Origin of the sequence: Lentilactobacillus sp. SPB1-3 (assembly GCF_026913205.2) — a bacterium.
Classification (GTDB): Bacteria; Bacillota; Bacilli; order Lactobacillales; family Lactobacillaceae; genus Lentilactobacillus; species Lentilactobacillus terminaliae.
In genome coordinates this window covers 103,193-121,166 of sequence record NZ_CP168151.1, presented here as the reverse complement: position 1 = coordinate 121,166, position 17,974 = coordinate 103,193, and the positions used below count along the sequence as shown (strand labels likewise).

Below are 17,974 nucleotides of genomic sequence, written 5' to 3'. Positions count from 1 at the left end.
GTATTATAGATTGCTTTAACTAACAAGACAGACATCCTGTCATTCTTTATGTATCAACTAAAAATCACTCTAAGACTTTCTTTTATCTAGATTACTAAATATAAGCCACTGAGCGAGAACAAGAACCATCAGTAGCAAGAATTGAACATACACTGTCTTAACGAACCATAAATCCATGAATGCTAAGGTAGCCAATATGGTATCGACAATTATTTTAATTGCAGTTGTTGACATGAAAACAAACACCTCCCAAGTGGTGATACTTTTAGCATATAACACATAGCCAAAGTAAAAAAGTGATCGTGAATAATTAAGTCATTCAAAAATAAAAAAAGAACCAATTTAGATAAATTGATTCCTCTTACTAACTATACATAATTAATGTTCACCAAGTAATCGCTTGAGGCGATTGATTCTGTCATCCAACGGTGGATGAGTATCAAACATTTTATTGATGAATGGTGTCTTGCCATCTTTGCGTTTAGGCTCATTAATGTAGAGCGCTGCGCTTGAAGCATCGGCATTCTTCATCGGTGTCGAATCATTTTTCAATACTTCTAAAGCATTGATCAATCCTTGGGGATCTCTGGTTAAGTTAACACCAGAAACATCTGCCAGTGATTCACGTTCTCTAGAAACAGCGAGTTGCAAAATTTGCGCAATTGGCACTCCAATCACTCTGACAACCCAGCCACCGATCCAAATAATCGCACCAAAGGCAATCATTCCCATGGCAATTGCTAATCCACTCTTATTATCATCACTGTCACGTTCTCCAAAGCTTAACCAACTAGCATTCCTCATCAGTCCGGCACCAGCGATGATCAATACAGTACCAGCACCAGCAATAAAGGTGGTTAAAGCAACAGTAATTGAAGAAACTCGAATATCATAATTTTTAATATGAGAAAGTTCGTGGGCAATGACTCCCTCTAATTCTTCACGATTCATCATTGTCCTTAAACCCTTGGTGACAGCCACTGCAGCATGCTTTGGATCTCGACCTGTGGCGAATGCGTTAGGGGCTTCCTCGTTGCTTAAATAGATATCTGGAACCGGAATATTAGCAGCCATCGATAAATCGGTGACAATATTAAACAGCTGCGGATCATCTGATTCTTGCAACTTAACTGCATTGCTACCCCGCATTAAAATATTAGTAACACTCATGTAAGTGAAAAATGAGTATATCAATGCTGCAATTAAGAAACCGATCATTGTATAGATCGCAATTTGCCAATCAAAAGTCTCTTCACGCGAAGCAAAAATACTACCAATTAGGAATCCGATAATGGCCACTATCACAAGAAAAGCAGCCAAGACAAACCATGTCCGCCTGCGATTTTGTGTAACTTGCTTGTTAATCGTTTCCATTTATCTGCTAATCTCCTTGATTAAAATTTCATTTGAGGAACTTCTTTAGCAGCTTCTGGAACTTGTAAGAATTCTTTTTGCTTGAAGTTACCCATTTTAGCGACTAAATTGCTTGGGAATGATTGTAGCTTGTTGTTTAATTCCATAACATTAGCATTGTAGTTTTGCCGAGAAAATGAAATTTTATTTTCAGTGTTAGCCAATTCTTCTTGAAGACTCATAAAGTTCTGATTAGCTTTTAAATCAGGATAACTTTCAGAAACTGCAAACAAGTGATTCAAAGTTTCCGTTAGTTGATTATCAGCTTTAACCTTATCGCCCAAACTAGCATTAGGGTCAGTGATTTGCGTTCTCATTGCAGTCACGTTGGCGAGAGTTTCCTTTTCGTGAGCAGCATAGCCCTTAACAGTTTCGAGTAAGTTAGGTAATAAGTCAGCCCTTCGTTGTAATTGGACGTCGATTTGACTTTCAGCTTCATCAACTAAATTTCTTTGGCGAACCAATCCGTTGTACATCATAATCACTGCTATTACTAGTAGCACTACGATTACAATTATTGCAATTAACATAGCAATTCCTCCTATCAATATTGGTTTAAATTTAACATAACGTCAGTTAAAGTAAAGTTTATTAGAGGAATATTTAGATAATAATAATCTATGCATGATTAGTTTTCATTTCAGGTACTTATTGGTACTTAACTACCGTCATCTCACCATGTCGATAAGTTGCCATAAAAATTGTCTTTATCTCTTCAGGACCATTGATACCCAACTTGTCGTATAGCCATTCTTCGTCTTCTTCCATTAAGTCCAAAACATCATAATCTAACTGGCCATCGACAACAACAGGATAACGAATACTACCGTCTCCCTTTCTCAGAACCGTCAAACTACCATTTTGTTCCAAAATTGCTCGCTTCACATCTTTAACATCGTAAACTCCTGCAGTTCTCAGCTTGAAATCTACATCTTTAGCTGAAAGGTTGGCCTTCAAACAATTCTCAACCAAAATCTGCCCATTTTTCACAATGGTGATTGGTTCACCTTCAAGGAACTTTCCGATAGCATGAATATGGGTTTTTAGGTACCTAGTTCCTAAAATCAATAATGACCACAACAACAATACCGTAATAAACTCAGCTAAAGTGATTGCCGGATTGTACAACACCCCACCAACAATTCCACCAAGTACATAGTTTTGGAGTTGGTCCATCGCAGATGTTGGAGCCAAATTACCTTTACCGGTCAAGTTAATTAACACTGAGATAAATATAAAACCAACGACTAACTTAATGGCAATATCTGAATAAGTAAACATTAAGACTGTCTCCTAACTATCTTGATTTTGGGATTTTGCAACTGGACTTTTTCTAGAACGAAACTAGATCCATCAGAGTTAAAATCAATTCTGAAAAATCCTTTAGGTGTGTCGACTAAAAGCCCATCAGTTTGCGTGGTTGAATTAACCGATACCTGATTAGGTTTAACTCCTAATCGGTTTGCGGTTTCCTTTATAGTTCCCGTTATTTGCCCCGTTTGTTTCCGGGTAGTTAAGAGATTACTATAATCATTGTATTGCATCGCCAATAGTAACAATAACGTCGTCACAAAGATAATTCCCAAATCTTTGTACTTGATTTCAAACCGATTTCTTAGGTACATAAAAAACAATGCCCCAATAACAGCAACCAGAAAACCAAAGACAATGATCTTTATTAATCTTGAATTATCTTGATTAGACATTAGATATTCATAAGAATAGAAATTCATATAAACTCCTCCAAATAAAAAATACCACTTCAGTATAAATCAGAAGTGGTATTTTCACTAACAATCATTCGAATTCTTCGTATTCATTTGGATCTTGATTATCAATTCGACCATCGTCTTTGGTTAAGCTATCAATGGCAGACATTTCATCATCAGTTAAATTAAAATCAAAAGTTTCTAAGTTCAACCGTTGATGTTTCAAATTAACTGATTTTGGAATTGGAATGATGCCCTTTTGCTCATGCCATCTGAGGATGATTTGGCCAACATTCTTGTCATATTTCTTGGCGAGTTCTTGAATAATTGGTTCTTGTAATGCGGAACTGCCACGGCCTAAGGGACTCCAAGCTTCTGTAACAATACCGCGTTCATTGTCTGCATCAATTATTCGTTGATTATTCCAATATGGGTGTATTTCAACTTGGTTAACTGATGGTACGATGCCAGTTTCCGCTTTTAATCGGTCAAGATGCTCTGGCTCAAAGTTAGAAACTCCGATTGAGCGAATCAATCCGCGTTCTTTAGCATCGATCATTGCTTGGAAAGCTTCCACATAGTGGTCTCGTTTAGGCAATGGCCAGTGGATTACAAATAAATCTAAATAATCTAATCCTAATCTATAAATCGATTCTTGAATTGCCTTGGTTGCATCATCGTAACGATGATATTTACCTGGGAGCTTTGAAGTGACAAATAAATCAGCCCGATTAACTCCAGAACGTTGAATTGCCCGACCAACTACTCCTTCATTGTCATAGTTAGTAGCAGTATCGATTCCGGTATAACCGTCTTTAATTGCAGCCAAGATATGGTTAACCCCGCTACCTCCGCGAATTTGGTAAGTACCTAATCCGATCGCTGGCATTTTAATTCCGTCATTTAAAGTAACGAAAGGAACTTTGTTCTCCATAAAATCACACCTTTCCTAGTAATACGATAACGCGAGAACTAAAAAATGTGAAATTATAAAAATTAAAAGGGACGACCAAATCTGGCCATCCCTTTAACTTCATTATTAATAATGTAATTTAATTAATTTTGCATGCTTAACAGCTTCAATATCCTTAGTTCCAGCCAATTGCATGTCGATCTCTAATTCATGGTTCAATTCTTCAAATACTGATTGAACACCTTGAGCGCCACCCAAAGCCAAACCATAAATAACTGGTCTAGCGAGAGCCACCAAGTCAGCACCGCTAGCAAGCGCCTTGAATACGTGTGATCCATGACGAACACCACTATCAAAGATAATTGGTACTTTGTGGTTAACGGCTTTGGCAATATCTGCTAAGACATCGAATGAAGCGGGGCCACCATTTAATTGACGACCACCGTGATTAGATACATAAATTCCCTTAGCACCAGCACCAATCGCAAGCAAAGCATCTTCAGGTGATTCGATTCCTTTAACAATTACTGGTAAATCTGTGTAGTCAGCAATTCTCTTAACATCATCTGCACTGATCTTTTGCGCAGCTGAGGCATAAATTTCTTTAATGCCTTTACCCTGACCATCACCCTCAGAGAATTTCATTAGGTTAGCCATTGGTATTGGGAATTGGAAGTTGTTAATGATATCAGCTTCACGATAACCATCCACGGTTGCATCAACAGTAAGAATAATTGCCTTGGCACCAGCCTTTTTGGCTTCGTCTAACAGGCTCTCGTTAAAGCTCCAATCCTTGCTCATGTATAGTTGGAAGAATTGCGGAGCGCCATTAGCAGCGGCAGCTGTTTCAGCGATAGAAGTTGATGAATAAGTACTTTGAGCCATCAACGCACCAGCAGCCGCAACGCCTTCAGCGGTGGCAACTTCACCACGAGCATGAGCCAATCCTTGTGCTGCAGCAGGTGCCATCATAATTGGAGTACTCAAGTCTAATCCAAATACATTGGTCTTAGTTGATGGTTTTTCCATATCCGTGAGAGCTCGGGGAACAATTTGCACATGGTTAAAGGCTTCTGAGTTGTGCTTTAATGTCCATTCATCTTCGGAGCCACCGGAAATATAACCAAAACCACCAGTTGGGATAATCTTCTTTGCTTCTGCTTCCAAAGATGGCAAATCAATGATATTTAACTTTTCTTCACGATCACTTTGTTCGTATCCATTAACTACAGTCATTTTGCTTATCTCCTTTATATGCCCCACGAGTTTGTCTTTCAAAAGTCACCGACAAACAGTTAGGTTATGTAAAATTTATTTTTATGGTGTTACTTTTTTTAGCACATCTTTAATTTATAACTATTCCCTAAAAAAGTCAATAAAATACAAAAAAAGATGCCAGCATTTTACTCGCTGAGCATCTTTATGCTTGAATAATCATCCTATTTGAAGCTTTTTCTGGCTTACTTGAACATCATCTAATAATTCCTGAAGATTGATCTTGGCCATCCGAGCTTCAGCCGTATTTTGAACTTCTTCATAATAATGATCCAATACATCCGGTATTACTGAACCAACCGGACAACTAGCATTCGTTTTTTCATCAACATTCAATAATTTATTATCAGGTGAAATTGCTAAATAAATATCTAGCAAAGAAATTTCTTTAGGAACTTTGGCCAAAGAAGGCCTAGCCGCACCCTTAACAGCATTCAAAAGTCCTGCCCGTTTTAATTTACTCATCATTCGCCGAATTAAGCTAGGAGACGTATTGATACTTTCGGCTATCGTTGAACTCTTAATTACTGATTTATCTTGATTCAACGCAACATAAGCTAGAATGTGAGTTGCATCACTCAATTGTGTGTTAGCCATTTCCATCACCATCTTTCCTTGGCTATCGATATCTATATAATAACTTGTTATAAAATATATAACAAGTTATTGAAAATATTTAACTTATTTCAGCAGTCAAATTTCTAGAATTAAAGATGAATAACCAGTAGAATGAACTTGTTTCAACGAACTTGTTTTTATTTAGGAGGAATTTTTATATGGCAGAAAATTACGACTTTCCAAAAACCAGAGCTCAATTGAATCAACTAATTGCTGATATCAGCCAATTAATGACTAATGTTCAACAAACACATTGGTATATGCGTGGCGAGAATTTCTTCCGACTTCACCCATTAATGGATGATTATAAAGACCAACTTGGAGATCAACTAGACGAAGTCGCCGAAAGACTAATCGCCTTGAATGGTTCACCAATTTCAACGACTCATGAATTTATTGAAAATACTGGCCTTCCTGATGAAAAAGTTGAATTCAACCAGTTAACTTTACATGAATATATGCAACGTTTATCAGATCAATTCAAATACCTAAGAGATCAGTATCAAAAGGGTATTGAAGTAACAGATGACGAAAAAGACTTCCCTACTCAAGATATGTTGAATGGATTCAAGTCAGATATCGATAAAAACATTTGGATGTTAAATGCTTACCTTGGCAAGGCACCATTTGATGACTAAATAAAAATAACCTGCTCATATTTATGAGTAGGTTATTTTTTTCTAGAAATTATTTAGTAATTTCCATTATTGGGTAACGTAGGAAAAGAATCCTATTCCCCGTAATTTAACGGTGCCAATTTTAATAGAATTACATCATCTGACTACAAACCAATTCCATGTCGAGTTGGAAATCAACTTCAACTGTCTCACTGAACGATGATTAAATTTTACTATAAAATCATCTTACTATCATAATCGCTTAATACTGCCACTTATCGACAAAAGCAGCCTCATTTTGCCAACCAAATCTAAATTGGTTAACTGCTCGTGTGTTTGAACTTAACCTGAACACAGACCATGCATTGGCTTTGATTCCAGTCAATCTGCGACTAACATGCTGGGAATTACGTCTTCTTTCAGCACCGTCACCACGATCAGCCACACCAGATGTCTGAGTGATGAACCAGACACCATTTTTATACGCAAAATTATCTTGATGCGTGTGTCCAGCCAGATAACCAACAACATTTCCAGTCTTTTGTTGATACTCACTAATTAAATCAAATATTTGACGGCTTTGGCGAACTCCAGCTTCATTTGTGACCAGATTATTTTCAAACAATGTCTTCATATAACTTGCTTGATCTCGACGTTTACCAGCCATGTCAAAGGTATTAGCCCAGTTATCAATACCATTTAAAGCAATATGGTTAATGAATAATAAACGTTCATCATCTTTCGCATTTTCTAACACGTCTTTTAACCATTTAATTTGTTCATCACTATAATGCGTGTAACCATGTCGGAAACTATTAAAATAGACGTTCTTATCTGCACCTAAGATCACATCTGGTTGATCAAAACCGTCCAAAATAACAATTTTAAATGGCGAATCTGGCAGATCATATGTTCCATAAACCGCATAATTTTGATTTTCGTGTAATTGCAGACTGGCACTTTCACGCAACTTCCAAGCATCTTGATTAGTGATTAACTGATCCAATAAGTAACCGGCGTTATCCCTGGCATAACCAGAATTATCGTCGTGATTACCATTCAAAATAATGTATGGTCGAGAGGATTCTTTAATTGCTTTTACACCACTAACGACATCCGCTACGCTTAATTCGCGCGGCTTGTTACCATCATTTAAGTCACCACCGTGAACGACCAAATCAACCCCGTAATGATTGGCGTAATAACTCATTAACCGGATGCTTCGCACCACAGCTGCCGATGCTGGAGTTTGATAACTATCAATATGTGTATCTGTGATATAGGCAATTAGCTTATCCTTAGGCTGCATACCATCTCTAACTTGTTTATCAAATTTGGCGAGCGCCTGCTGTTCTTCTTTTGTTGGTTCAAACGGTTGGTCTAAGTCCTCCATCTTCAACTTAGCTCCGCGCTCCCAACAAGTAACATTTGATAGCGACATACCCGTTTTTTTACCTTCAAGATTGACTTTTTTTGCTCGTTTCTTAGCCGAATATGGCCAAATGTTTTCCCATGGTTGTTCCGAATTTTGATCCAGAATATTACCAATTTTTTCATAACGTCCTGGTCGCGGAAGTTTAACCATTCGTCTGAAGTTTCTGGGAACATACATAGGTAAAAATTTACCATTTAATAACTCTGCCCAAAAAGTTTCATTATCTACTCCCTTAATCTTCGCTTGATAATTCACTTTTTGACCACGTTGGATGACTTCATCAGTTTGATATTGTTTCTTAAATGATGGTTGAGTATAAACTGAAACTGTTTTATTAACTCTTAGCCAACTATTCTTATTCATCGGAAATCGATAATTTGCAATGCTGGTTTCTTTTCCCATAGCTTTCCTCTCCTTAGTGATTTCCTTTAGTGTAATTGAGCATAGGTATTGAAGCAAATTTATAATTTTGTTGCAATTGCAACAAAAATGAGTTAAATTAACTAGTGTTAAGGAGGTACTAAATTATCAAAGCAGACATTTTGCGTGATTTAGGCATGATTTCAAGGGCTCTGGATTCAATTGCAAACATAGAATTCAAGCAATATAATTTGAACAAAGGCCAATACTTATACTTAGTCCGTGTCTTTGAAAATCCGGGTATCATTCAAGAACGTTTGGCAGAAATGATTAAAGTGGACCGCACCACCGCCGCTCGTTCGATTAAAAAATTAGTTGATAGTGATATCCTAACCAGAAAAAAAGACGCCAATAATAAAAAGAATTGGCACCTATACGTCACAGATAAGGGCAAAAAAATTGCACCAATTATTCTAAAAGAGAACCAATATTCTAATCAACAGGCTCTTAAAGGAATCAGTGATTCCGATGCCAAGAAACTATCTGAATTATTGCATCAAGTAAATGCCAATATTGACGATGATTGGCACTACGTTAAGAAAGGTAATTCACGAATATATTAATACAAAGAGGTAATTAAAATGAAAAGACTAATTGTTGATGATGACGTTATCGAATTATTCCCAGAATTACAAATTAATGTTTTGACCTTGTCAGACATTAAGAACCAATACACAGATGGCCAAGAAGATCATTTTGCAAAACTACTTGCTGATGCAACTGCTTCATCCACTAAGTTCACCGACCAATCTGATACCTTTAGTAAAAATCCAGTTATCGCAGAATGGCGTGAGGCTTATCGTAAATTCAAAACCAAAAAAGGTGCTCGTTCATCTATAGAAGCTTTATTGAAACGTGCCAGTCAAGGCCACGTCTTTTCTCCAATTGATCCATTAGTTGATATCTACAATAGTATTTCATTAACTTACGGCACCCCAGTTGGTGGTGAAGATGTGGATCATATTGATGGCGATATGCACCTTGCAATCGCTGATGGTGGTGAGCCATTCTTCCCATTAGGAGCAGAAGAAGATTCCCCTGCTCTACCTGGCGAAGTCATCTATAAAGATGATTCTGCAGCCATTTGTCGTTGCTTTAACTGGCGGGAAGCTGAACGTACCATGTTGACAGATGCCACAAAAAACGCCGTCCTAGTTATCGAATCAATTAACAATGAACAAGCTAGTCGTGCCAACGAAGCCATCAATGAGTTAAAGACACTATGCGAAACAACTTTCAATGTCAGCTCAACTACCCAAGTAATCAATACAAACAATCGTAGTGCAACTATTGCAGATTAATTTAATCATTTTAACTTTTATTGGTAAAAATATATATAATTATTGTTAAAATCAATTAAAAATACAAAGAGGTACTCATTTATGCAAATTGCCGGATTCGGAGTCGAAGAATGGTTAAACGTTTGGGAAAGAAAAGCAACCTACGATATTGCTCAAAGTACGATTTCATCTATGACTATGAAAGAAATCTTAAATATTGATGGTAGTAATGGTCAAACATTCTATGATTTACTGGATAAACAAAAAATGAACTATGGCTGGATCGAAGGTTCTCCTGAGTTTAAACAAGAAGTTGCCAACCTTTACCAACACGTTGATCCAGAGAACATACTTCAAACAAATGGTGCTACTGGAGCAAATCACTTAGCACTTTACTCTTTAATCGAACCCGGTGATCAAGTGATCGCTGAATATCCATCCTATCAACAACTCTATGATATTCCTAAGTCTTTGAGAGCTAAAGTAGACTACTGGACAATTCATGAATCTGATAATTGGTACCCTGATATTAATGAATTAAAACAACTGGTTTCACGTGAAACTAAGATGATTTGTTTAAATAATGCTAACAATCCAACCGGGACGGTATTAGATACTAATTTCTTAAAACAGGTAGTTGAAATTGCCAAATCCGTCGACGCTTACGTCTTAGTTGATGAAGTTTATCTACCTCTTGATAATCCAGATGAATTTACTTCAATCGTTGATTTGTATGACAAAGGAATCGCCACTAACTCACTTTCTAAAACCTATTCAGTTCCTGGTATTCGAATCGGTTGGACAGCATCCAACAATGAAGTTGCCGATATTTTTAGAAAATACCGTGACTATACTATGATCTGTGCCGGTGTTTTTAACGACATGCTAGCCGTTCACGTTTTAAGGAATAAAGAGAAAATTCTTGCCAGAAACAAACAAATCGTCTTGAACAATCTAAAAATTTATCAAGATTGGATTGAAAACGAACCTAAAGTTAGTTTGATCATGCCTCAAGCCGTCTCAACATCTTTTCCAAAGTTCGACATCGATGGTGATATCGAAGACTTTTGTATTAAGTTACTTCAAGAAAAAGGTGTTCTCTTAGTACCTGGTAATCGATTTGATATGCCTGGACATGTTCGTCTAGGGTACTGTGCTTCCGAAGAAACACTCCGTACCGGCTTAACAAAATTATCTGAATTTCTAAAAGAATACTAGTAATAAAAAAAGTCGTAGATTAATTATCTACGACTTTTTTTATTACTTTCCTTGATATATTTTTCTATCTAACTGTGGTGCCTTAATTGGCGTACCTGCAGCCGTCATATCCTTAATATAGTTTACAAAAGTATCTGTATCAGTTCCAATTGAACCTTGAATTGCAGTATCTTTAAACGCTGTGAAATCGTCTCCTCCACCATGGAGAAAATCGTTGATCACAACGTTATATGTTCCATCATGAGTAATATTTGTTCCATCATCCTTAGTCATCGTAACGACCTTGAATGGTTGATTAGCATCTCCCGAATCAGTGTACGTGTATTTTAAGCCGGCAATTTGAAGATAATATTGTTGGTTCTGATCATATTGTTGATTTAACGCATCCTCAATTTGCTTTCCGGTCATCTTAACTACTTGCAAAATATTTCCAAATGGTTGAACAGCAGTCGCTGCACCCCATGTAATATCTGAGTTTTCATTAACTTCAAGATCAGCTCTAACCCCACCGGTGTTAGTCATTGCAAAATCAGCTTGCACACCATGTTTATTTGCTTCGTATAGTTGTCCGTCAACAACTACTTCACCAGCTGCATTTTCCATTGTACTGTTATTATGCAATCTTCCTGTTATTGTTTCTGGAGTAGCAGCTTTTCCAATCACTTGATTAACCTGTGGATCAACTCGGTTGTCAGCGTCCCTAACTACAGCTGCAACATTAGGATTAGCAGAAACCGTTGGATCATCAGCTTGTGATAACACTGGATAAACGTGTGGAGCAACCTTCACAAATTTACCAGACTTAGGATTAACATATGTCCAAACATCATCATATGCTTTACCAGTATATACTGCCTGGACAACGTGAGTTTTACCAATTTTCGCATTAGCATATTGGTGTGAATGCCCCGCTACATATAGACCAACATGATTATCAGGATCGATTGAGTTCAATTTATTCAAAATATCAACTACTGGTCCGGTTGTTTGACCTTGGGGACTCGTAACCACTCCTGTGTGCGCCATGACTACAACGGCTTTAACGCCTTTTTTGTTTAAAATCTTATCATATTTGGCAATTGTCTCTGCTTCATCAAGCACTTTATAATCTTTGTAATTATCATATAAAGTTAAACTTGGTAACGTTGAAGTATCGATGCCTATGAATCCAATTTTTGCCTTCTCATTACCTGCTTTAACCGTTCTTATCATATATGGTTTATAACCAAACGGAATTTGTCCATTGCTTTGGTTCACTACGTTCGCAACGACTAATTGCATATCAGTTGAATAATGAGGATAATCTTTCACCAATTGACTAGCGTTAGTACTAGCTGTAGGCGCATTCCCATTCAAAATTCGATTGAATTCTGGTAATCCGCGATCAAATTCGTGATTACCCAATGTCCCAATTTGAAATCTCATTTCTCTCAATGCATGCATTGTTGATTCATGTGCGAGCAAAGATGAATTTGCCGGAGCTGCTCCGACCATATCCCCTGCTTCCACTCTAAAAGTGTTATTAGAATTAGCAACAGATTTAAACTGATTTTGAGCCTGGTCGAGATATGAAGCCAATCGTGCAGCAGTACCTGCTCCCTTGTAAGTCTTTTGACCAATTCCAACATCCCCGGTAGTACTCAAACCACCATGCAAATCATTTATACCCAAAATTTGAACCGGAATATCGTTACGATATTTTTTAGGTACATTTTGAAATTCGGGCTGAAGTCCTGGCTTAGCGTAATTGTCGCTACCAGCGACGTTTGTCAGTGTTTGTGCTGTGTCATCAGCCTCGGTCACTATTGGAACGGCACTCATAAGTCCTAATAAAAATGCTGGAACAGATAATAGCGAGATCACCTTTCCCTTTATATGATTAACCATAATTATTCCTCCCCTAGAATACTCATATGTTAAGGAAAGCTTACAATGTAAACGGTTAAATTGTCAACGCAATATTGTATTTAATTATTATTGATTTACCAAATTCTTATTCTATCTTTATCCAATCAAACTATGTATACTCGAGTCAAACCAAAGGAGGTCGGCAAAATGAAAAGACATTGTAAAAATAATCTAACTAAACATCAGAAACAGTTAATTGCTCCATTTGCTGCATTTGAGGCGACTGCTCTCTTTATCGCTTGGACAGATATCATCAAAGCTCCTTCATTTCGTCACGGCAATCGAGCACTTTGGTTAGCTGTCAGTTTGCTACAACCATTTGGCCCATGGCTATATTTCTGGCTAGGAAAAACTAAACAATAATTATTAAATTTTTATGTACGACCGCCTCTCCTTCGCATATACTTGTGTAGGGAGGTGGTTTTTTTGATGGTAAACAACAAGTGGTTAGCATGGATCATGCTATTGCTCAACCTAGTATTATTCTGGCTGATCTTTTCTATGCATAATATGGCAGCGATGTATTTAATGGCTGGAATTATGACTCTAGATGCAGTTATTAATTTAATTTGTATCTACTCAAAACATTAAAATAGATTAGCAAATCACTAAAGCATGGTTTTTAGTTATTCGCTAATCTATTTTTTGTATAAGCCAACAATACTTTTGATTTTTCATTGTTTCATGTGAAACATATTTAACAATACGTTACTTATTTTGCTGATCCATAATAGCTGGTAACACAATAGTATCAACTAAATTTTCAATCCATCCTTTTGTTACTGGGTTTTGATCGACCATTGCCTGATATAGCATGAGATTAAATGGTAACAACTTTACGTTATCTGTCACAGTGTGCTTGATTTCATTTTTTAATTGAGCTGCACTTAACATTCGCTCCATAATGTATAGTTGCTGTTTATGCAATCCAGCAAAATATTTATGAACAACTGGATTATCATTACCTAATTCAATTAATATCGCTCTCAGGAAAGATTGAGAGCCATCAAAATGACTCAAGCTAACAATTAGATTTTCACGTAACGAATGATCCGAAAAATCTAAATTCTCAAAAGTATCTTCTTCTTCATCATCGAAGTAATCTTCAGCTGCTAACAACAATTCAAACGCCGAATCCCAATGACGATACAGGACTGGTCTACTTGTCCCCGCTTCTTTGGCAATATTGTTAAAAGTAACTTGCTCATACCCCTCGGTATTTAAAATGTTGATTGTAGCCGAAAAAATACGCTCATTCAGTTCCTGATTAGTCTTTCGGGGTGCTCTCTTTGAATTTACCATTGCTTAGTCCTCCACTGAAACTATTACCAGTTATTTTACCATATAATCTGTTTATTTTTATTTATAGGTACATATTGTATATAAAATATGTACAATATGTTGACAGCCAGAAAATACCGAGTATAGTACTCCTATGTTAAATCATTCCGGCAGAGCACAGTTTCTGCCACTATTTATAGGAGAACCACTATGCTTTCAATTCAACAAACTACATTTAACGGAATTGACGATCTCAATCTAACTCAAATCAATAAACCTGTTCTTACTAAGAATGGAGTTCTCATCAAAATGGACTTGGCACCCATTACTCCTACAGATATCAAGCGAGAAATTAACCCGAATGCTACCACAGAATCATTTGCTGAATTGCCTAGAACAATTGGTTTCAGCGGTGTTGGTACGGTTATCGAAGTCGGTTATAACCGCGATCAATCACTACTTGATCAGCGGGTCTTCATAATGCAACCCACCGGTTCATACAGTGATTATGTCTTATCGGAAAATAGTGACTGGCTTTTTCCATTACCAGACAATGTTGATAATGCTAGTGCGACTACACTAACAGCCACCCCATTGGTACTGTTAAATTCCATTAAAAAGTATCAAAATGCTGGAATTACTGATTTTATTCTTACCGGTGCCAACTCAGTAATCGGTCAATATCTATTGCAGTTAATTGATCCAAACGAAAATATTCATATATATCCGATTGTGTCTTCAGCCAGCAAGGATTATTTCAGTCAGCAATTTCCGAATTTACAATCGTACACCACTGATACCTTACCATCATTCAATAACGCAGCAATCCTAGATATCGCTGGTAGTACAGCTCTTATTTCTCGATTAGTTTCAAAAATCTCATCCCCTGTCCTAACCTCAATCGCTTTAATGAGTTACGAAGACAACATTCCGTTTCAATTTGTTCACGAGGAATTCGACCGTGATGTTTATCAGAACCTCATTCAAAAGTTGGCTGATAGACAACTATTTGCACCAATTGACAGAATTTTTTCCGCAACTCAAATCAAAGATGCTCAACACTACACTCAAGAAAATCATAGTCGTGGCCGTGTGCTAGTTTCATTCAATTAACGGAGGTCTTTTTATGACAGACTTTAAAACTTTACTCAATATCAACTGTTTCTCGAGCGATTCCGAAGCTCAAAAATTGGCCGCAGACCAACTACAAAGTAACTACAACTTCGAGATAACATGTCTCCATTTAGATAAAAGCATCCAATTTGCTCATAATGGTAAAGGCTGCACAATTGCTGCAGCCAAGATTTGCGAAGACGTTGTTATTTTTCAAAACGTCACTATCGGCGCTAACCAAACATATAATCATATTACTCATCAGTGGGAAAACCTTGGCAATCCAGTAATTGGTAAAGGAGTTGTGATTGCCGATGGCGCCAAAGTTGTTGGCCCGATCATCGTAGGTGATCATAGTATTATTGGCACTGGAGCAATCATCACCAAAGATGTCCCTGCCAACAGCATTGCGTACGGCGTAAACAAATTTAAACCACGCGATCCAAACTATTCACATTCACCCGTCTTTTATAAAGACATGCCTCACGCCCCAGAAATCATCGCTGCGTGTGAAGATGTTATCACCCGTTACAATCGACAATAAAAAACGGTTGACCCTCACTTGAGGATCAACCGTTTTGTTTTTAAGAATCAACGTCGCCGAATGGCATCTTGAATCCGTTTATCACGTCTCATAATCAATAATGTGTAACTGATCATATTGATTCCTGATAACAGCCAAATATACCATGAGCTCTTATATGCAAACGAACGCCAAACCAATAAATCTTTTTGAATTTCATCACTTAATTGAGTAATTACTTCTTGCGTAGTCATCTCTTTGCTCCACAAAATCTGCAAAGTGATACTTGCGGCAAATACCAGGAACCACCCGATGACATATGTCCAGTTTCGCTGAATTTTAATGACTGGCCGATCATGTTTATCAACTTCATCGGTGAATTTAATCTTAGCTTGTAATTGCTGAAAATAGGCAATTAGAAAGCCGATTACGACAATGATTCCGGACTTAATTAAATTCATTTCATTCAAATTAACGTTTATAACAAACATAATCAAACAATACACAGGAATCGTAATCCATCCAAAACGGGAGATGTTCTCGTATTTAAACGACTTGGAACACATATAAATAACACCGACAACAAGTAATCCGTAAGTAATTAACTGACCCATTATGCTAACCTCAATTTTCAACAATTATCATTGAAATTGTAGCATATAACTTCTGTTTTAAACTGACTATTTATGGTCTTTTTTTAAACTGAACGCAACCAATATTCCGACAAAACCTATAGCTGTAGCAACCAGCAATGACACATGAGCGCCAGATACCAATGCTAAATGCATGTCATGGGCAAATTGAGCCGGATTTGTTTTCATCAAACTATTACTTGGTGATGCGTTTGTTGCTTGAGACTGCATAACAGATATGAGGATTGCAGTACCAATAGCTGCACCAACTTGTCTTACAACGTTATTACCAGCACTACCATGACTGATCAAATCTGGGGTCAAATGTTGCATACCCATCGTTCCAGCAGGCATCATTGCAAACGTCAAACCAACGTTTCGTAAAGCATACAACCCAATAATTTCCCAAATTGGAGTGGTAAGAGATAGGAATGATAGTAATAATGTACTAATCGTCATCATGGTAATTCCAAAAATAATGATTTGTTTACCAAGATTTTTCTCAACTAACCTACCTGAAATTGGTGCTAAGATGAACATGCAAATTGCTCCTGGGAGCACAGCCAGTCCGGATTGTGTAGCTGTTAAACCTCGGGCATTTTGTAGATAAACTGGCAGGATGAATTCGACAGCCACCATACTGATTTGAGCGATGGCACTGATAATTGCAGAGGTGGAGAAATTCTCTTTGGTAAATACCTTGAGATTTAACATTGGATTACTGATCACCAATTGGCGCCAGATGAACAGCAACACTAAGCACAATCCAGCAATAAACGTGGTTAATGTTCTTGCATCTAACCAACCGTAATCAGACACCATTGAGGCACCATATAGAATGCCACCAAAACCGGCTGATGATAGTAAAACTGATAACCAATCTAACTTGGTAACTTTATGAGGAACCACATCGGCCATATAAAATACTGATAGTAAAAATGTGATTGCAACAATTGGTGAAACTAATCCAAAGATATAGTGCCAACCGATATTATCAACGATAAAACCGCCTAATGTAGGTCCAATGGCTGGAGCGATTCCAAATACCAAACCTAGCAATGTCGTTGGTGTTCCACGATTTTCTTTAGGGTAAACTGAAAACAAAATTGTCATCGTCAGTCCGGATAATACTCCAGCCCCAATTGCTTGAAGTAGTCTACCGGCTAGTAGAATTGGAAAACTGCCAGATATGAAGGCAGTGATAGAACCAATTAAAAAGACTGCTAATGAATAAGAAACTAATTTCTTTGTGTTGAATGTATCGGCCATCCATGCGGAAACCGGAATTAAAATTCCACCAATCAATGAGTACCCCGTAGATAACCATTGCACCGTCGATAAATTAACATCAAAGGATTCCATAATACTTGGTTGAGCAACTGAAAGAACCGTTTGATTGATCATTGCCACGAAGGCACTTAATATCACAACCGAAACTAATAGTTTGCGGTTGTACTTTACGCTTTGCATCGTCATTTTCATTTTTGAACCATCCTTATATTTTCATACAATTTAGGTACCTAACTTGTTAACGCTCAGTATTATATCCGAATTAAAATAATTGTCAACATATTAGGAAACTAATTTGCTTGAGAGAGATGGCTCCTTACGAGTACAAT

21 protein-coding genes are annotated in these 17,974 nt (G+C 37.2%); 8 read left to right on the top strand and 13 right to left on the bottom strand.

Annotation, left to right across the window (positions count from 1 at the left end):
* Nucleotides 1–69 precede the first annotated feature (69 nt).
* The 8 genes from O0236_RS00580 to O0236_RS00545 all read right to left on the bottom strand — a co-directional run bounded on the left by O0236_RS00580 (nucleotide 70) and on the right by O0236_RS00545 (nucleotide 5,907).
* Nucleotides 70–234 carry a hypothetical protein gene (locus O0236_RS00580; protein WP_268912242.1) on the bottom strand — a complete coding sequence of 55 codons (165 nt, stop codon included), beginning with the start codon at nucleotides 232–234 and terminating at the stop codon, nucleotides 70–72.
* Nucleotides 235–378: 144 nt separating this feature from the next.
* Nucleotides 379–1,374 carry a M48 family metalloprotease gene (locus tag O0236_RS00575; protein ID WP_268912241.1) on the bottom strand — a complete coding sequence of 332 codons (996 nt, stop codon included), beginning with the start codon at nucleotides 1,372–1,374 and terminating at the stop codon, nucleotides 379–381.
* 20 nt (nucleotides 1,375–1,394) lie between these two features.
* The gene (locus O0236_RS00570) at nucleotides 1,395–1,943 is read right to left on the bottom strand and encodes a LemA family protein (RefSeq protein WP_268912240.1); all 549 of its coding nucleotides are present in this window, start codon (nucleotides 1,941–1,943) and stop codon (nucleotides 1,395–1,397) included.
* Nucleotides 1,944–2,061: 118 nt separating this feature from the next.
* Nucleotides 2,062–2,694, bottom strand: coding sequence for a DUF421 domain-containing protein (locus tag O0236_RS00565; RefSeq protein WP_268912239.1), 633 nt, complete (start codon nucleotides 2,692–2,694; stop codon nucleotides 2,062–2,064).
* Complete coding sequence (locus O0236_RS00560) at nucleotides 2,694–3,146, bottom strand: DUF3290 domain-containing protein (RefSeq protein WP_268912238.1); 453 nt, start codon at nucleotides 3,144–3,146, stop codon at nucleotides 2,694–2,696. The genes O0236_RS00565 and O0236_RS00560 overlap by 1 nt, the downstream gene beginning before the upstream one ends.
* Nucleotides 3,147–3,210: 64 nt before the next feature.
* A complete protein-coding gene (locus tag O0236_RS00555; protein ID WP_268912237.1) occupies nucleotides 3,211–4,056 on the bottom strand; it encodes an aldo/keto reductase in 846 nt (281 codons plus the stop codon).
* 105 nt (nucleotides 4,057–4,161) lie between these two features.
* A complete protein-coding gene (locus O0236_RS00550; RefSeq protein ID WP_268912236.1) occupies nucleotides 4,162–5,271 on the bottom strand; it encodes a lactate oxidase in 1,110 nt (369 codons plus the stop codon).
* 198 nt (nucleotides 5,272–5,469) lie between these two features.
* Complete coding sequence (locus O0236_RS00545; RefSeq protein ID WP_268912235.1) at nucleotides 5,470–5,907, bottom strand: Rrf2 family transcriptional regulator; 438 nt, start codon at nucleotides 5,905–5,907, stop codon at nucleotides 5,470–5,472.
* A gap of 179 nt (nucleotides 5,908–6,086) precedes the next feature.
* Between O0236_RS00545 and O0236_RS00540 the strand changes: the two genes are divergently transcribed.
* Nucleotides 6,087–6,566, top strand: coding sequence for a Dps family protein (locus tag O0236_RS00540; protein WP_268912234.1), 480 nt, complete (start codon nucleotides 6,087–6,089; stop codon nucleotides 6,564–6,566).
* Between the two features lie 241 nt (nucleotides 6,567–6,807).
* Here O0236_RS00540 and O0236_RS00535 read toward each other — a convergent pair whose 3' ends face one another.
* Entirely contained in the window at nucleotides 6,808–8,382 is a 1,575-nt protein-coding gene (locus O0236_RS00535) for a metallophosphoesterase family protein (RefSeq protein WP_268912233.1), read from the bottom strand.
* A gap of 155 nt (nucleotides 8,383–8,537) precedes the next feature.
* Here O0236_RS00535 and O0236_RS00530 point away from each other — a divergent pair, with 155 nt between their 5' ends.
* The 3 genes from O0236_RS00530 (at nucleotide 8,538) to O0236_RS00520 (ending at nucleotide 10,898) form a co-directional block, all read left to right on the top strand.
* On the top strand, nucleotides 8,538–8,963 hold the full coding sequence (locus O0236_RS00530; RefSeq protein WP_268912232.1) for a MarR family winged helix-turn-helix transcriptional regulator: 426 nt from the start codon (nucleotides 8,538–8,540) through the stop codon (nucleotides 8,961–8,963).
* Between the two features lie 18 nt (nucleotides 8,964–8,981).
* Nucleotides 8,982–9,701 (top strand): B3/4 domain-containing protein, encoded by a 720-nt coding sequence (locus O0236_RS00525; protein ID WP_268912231.1) that lies wholly within the window; start codon nucleotides 8,982–8,984, stop codon nucleotides 9,699–9,701.
* An 81-nt stretch (nucleotides 9,702–9,782) separates the two neighbouring features.
* Complete coding sequence (locus O0236_RS00520) at nucleotides 9,783–10,898, top strand: aminotransferase (protein ID WP_268912230.1); 1,116 nt, start codon at nucleotides 9,783–9,785, stop codon at nucleotides 10,896–10,898.
* A 42-nt stretch (nucleotides 10,899–10,940) separates the two neighbouring features.
* On the opposite strand, the gene O0236_RS00515 is transcribed toward O0236_RS00520, so the two are convergent.
* Nucleotides 10,941–12,785, bottom strand: a complete 1,845-nt coding sequence (locus O0236_RS00515; protein ID WP_268912229.1) for a bifunctional metallophosphatase/5'-nucleotidase — start codon at nucleotides 12,783–12,785, stop codon at nucleotides 10,941–10,943.
* Nucleotides 12,786–12,953: 168 nt separating this feature from the next.
* Between O0236_RS00515 and O0236_RS00510 the strand changes: the two genes are divergently transcribed.
* Entirely contained in the window at nucleotides 12,954–13,169 is a 216-nt protein-coding gene (locus tag O0236_RS00510) for a PLDc N-terminal domain-containing protein (RefSeq protein WP_268912228.1), read from the top strand.
* 66 nt (nucleotides 13,170–13,235) lie between these two features.
* The gene (locus O0236_RS00505; RefSeq protein ID WP_268912741.1) at nucleotides 13,236–13,397 is read left to right on the top strand and encodes a hypothetical protein; all 162 of its coding nucleotides are present in this window, start codon (nucleotides 13,236–13,238) and stop codon (nucleotides 13,395–13,397) included.
* A 117-nt stretch (nucleotides 13,398–13,514) separates the two neighbouring features.
* Here the strand turns inward: O0236_RS00505 and O0236_RS00500 are convergent, their stop codons facing one another.
* Nucleotides 13,515–14,108, bottom strand: coding sequence for a TetR/AcrR family transcriptional regulator (locus O0236_RS00500; RefSeq protein ID WP_268912227.1), 594 nt, complete (start codon nucleotides 14,106–14,108; stop codon nucleotides 13,515–13,517).
* Nucleotides 14,109–14,297: 189 nt separating this feature from the next.
* Between O0236_RS00500 and O0236_RS00495 the strand changes: the two genes are divergently transcribed.
* Both O0236_RS00495 and O0236_RS00490 read left to right on the top strand, forming a co-directional pair.
* Nucleotides 14,298–15,200, top strand: coding sequence for an alcohol dehydrogenase catalytic domain-containing protein (locus tag O0236_RS00495; RefSeq protein WP_268912226.1), 903 nt, complete (start codon nucleotides 14,298–14,300; stop codon nucleotides 15,198–15,200).
* A gap of 13 nt (nucleotides 15,201–15,213) precedes the next feature.
* Entirely contained in the window at nucleotides 15,214–15,744 is a 531-nt protein-coding gene (locus tag O0236_RS00490; RefSeq protein ID WP_268912225.1) for a serine acetyltransferase, read from the top strand.
* A gap of 47 nt (nucleotides 15,745–15,791) precedes the next feature.
* Here O0236_RS00490 and O0236_RS00485 read toward each other — a convergent pair whose 3' ends face one another.
* Both O0236_RS00485 and O0236_RS00480 read right to left on the bottom strand, forming a co-directional pair.
* Complete coding sequence (locus O0236_RS00485) at nucleotides 15,792–16,337, bottom strand: hypothetical protein (RefSeq protein ID WP_268912224.1); 546 nt, start codon at nucleotides 16,335–16,337, stop codon at nucleotides 15,792–15,794.
* Between the two features lie 66 nt (nucleotides 16,338–16,403).
* Entirely contained in the window at nucleotides 16,404–17,837 is a 1,434-nt protein-coding gene (locus tag O0236_RS00480) for an MDR family MFS transporter (RefSeq protein ID WP_268912223.1), read from the bottom strand.
* Nucleotides 17,838–17,974: the final 137 nt, after the last annotated feature.

Coding starts and splice junctions, on each gene's coding strand:
- O0236_RS00580 (WP_268912242.1), bottom strand. CDS start 234: ATGTCAACAACTGCAATTAAAATAATTGTCGATACCATATTGGCTACC.
- O0236_RS00575 (WP_268912241.1), bottom strand. CDS start 1,374: ATGGAAACGATTAACAAGCAAGTTACACAAAATCGCAGGCGGACATGG.
- O0236_RS00570 (WP_268912240.1), bottom strand. CDS start 1,943: ATGTTAATTGCAATAATTGTAATCGTAGTGCTACTAGTAATAGCAGTG.
- O0236_RS00565 (WP_268912239.1), bottom strand. CDS start 2,694: ATGTTTACTTATTCAGATATTGCCATTAAGTTAGTCGTTGGTTTTATA.
- O0236_RS00560 (WP_268912238.1), bottom strand. CDS start 3,146: ATGAATTTCTATTCTTATGAATATCTAATGTCTAATCAAGATAATTCA.
- O0236_RS00555 (WP_268912237.1), bottom strand. CDS start 4,056: ATGGAGAACAAAGTTCCTTTCGTTACTTTAAATGACGGAATTAAAATG.
- O0236_RS00550 (WP_268912236.1), bottom strand. CDS start 5,271: ATGACTGTAGTTAATGGATACGAACAAAGTGATCGTGAAGAAAAGTTA.
- O0236_RS00545 (WP_268912235.1), bottom strand. CDS start 5,907: ATGGCTAACACACAATTGAGTGATGCAACTCACATTCTAGCTTATGTT.
- O0236_RS00540 (WP_268912234.1), top strand. CDS start 6,087: ATGGCAGAAAATTACGACTTTCCAAAAACCAGAGCTCAATTGAATCAA.
- O0236_RS00535 (WP_268912233.1), bottom strand. CDS start 8,382: ATGGGAAAAGAAACCAGCATTGCAAATTATCGATTTCCGATGAATAAG.
- O0236_RS00530 (WP_268912232.1), top strand. CDS start 8,538: ATGATTTCAAGGGCTCTGGATTCAATTGCAAACATAGAATTCAAGCAA.
- O0236_RS00525 (WP_268912231.1), top strand. CDS start 8,982: ATGAAAAGACTAATTGTTGATGATGACGTTATCGAATTATTCCCAGAA.
- O0236_RS00520 (WP_268912230.1), top strand. CDS start 9,783: ATGCAAATTGCCGGATTCGGAGTCGAAGAATGGTTAAACGTTTGGGAA.
- O0236_RS00515 (WP_268912229.1), bottom strand. CDS start 12,785: ATGGTTAATCATATAAAGGGAAAGGTGATCTCGCTATTATCTGTTCCA.
- O0236_RS00510 (WP_268912228.1), top strand. CDS start 12,954: ATGAAAAGACATTGTAAAAATAATCTAACTAAACATCAGAAACAGTTA.
- O0236_RS00505 (WP_268912741.1), top strand. CDS start 13,236: ATGGTAAACAACAAGTGGTTAGCATGGATCATGCTATTGCTCAACCTA.
- O0236_RS00500 (WP_268912227.1), bottom strand. CDS start 14,108: ATGGTAAATTCAAAGAGAGCACCCCGAAAGACTAATCAGGAACTGAAT.
- O0236_RS00495 (WP_268912226.1), top strand. CDS start 14,298: ATGCTTTCAATTCAACAAACTACATTTAACGGAATTGACGATCTCAAT.
- O0236_RS00490 (WP_268912225.1), top strand. CDS start 15,214: ATGACAGACTTTAAAACTTTACTCAATATCAACTGTTTCTCGAGCGAT.
- O0236_RS00485 (WP_268912224.1), bottom strand. CDS start 16,337: ATGGGTCAGTTAATTACTTACGGATTACTTGTTGTCGGTGTTATTTAT.
- O0236_RS00480 (WP_268912223.1), bottom strand. CDS start 17,837: ATGAAAATGACGATGCAAAGCGTAAAGTACAACCGCAAACTATTAGTT.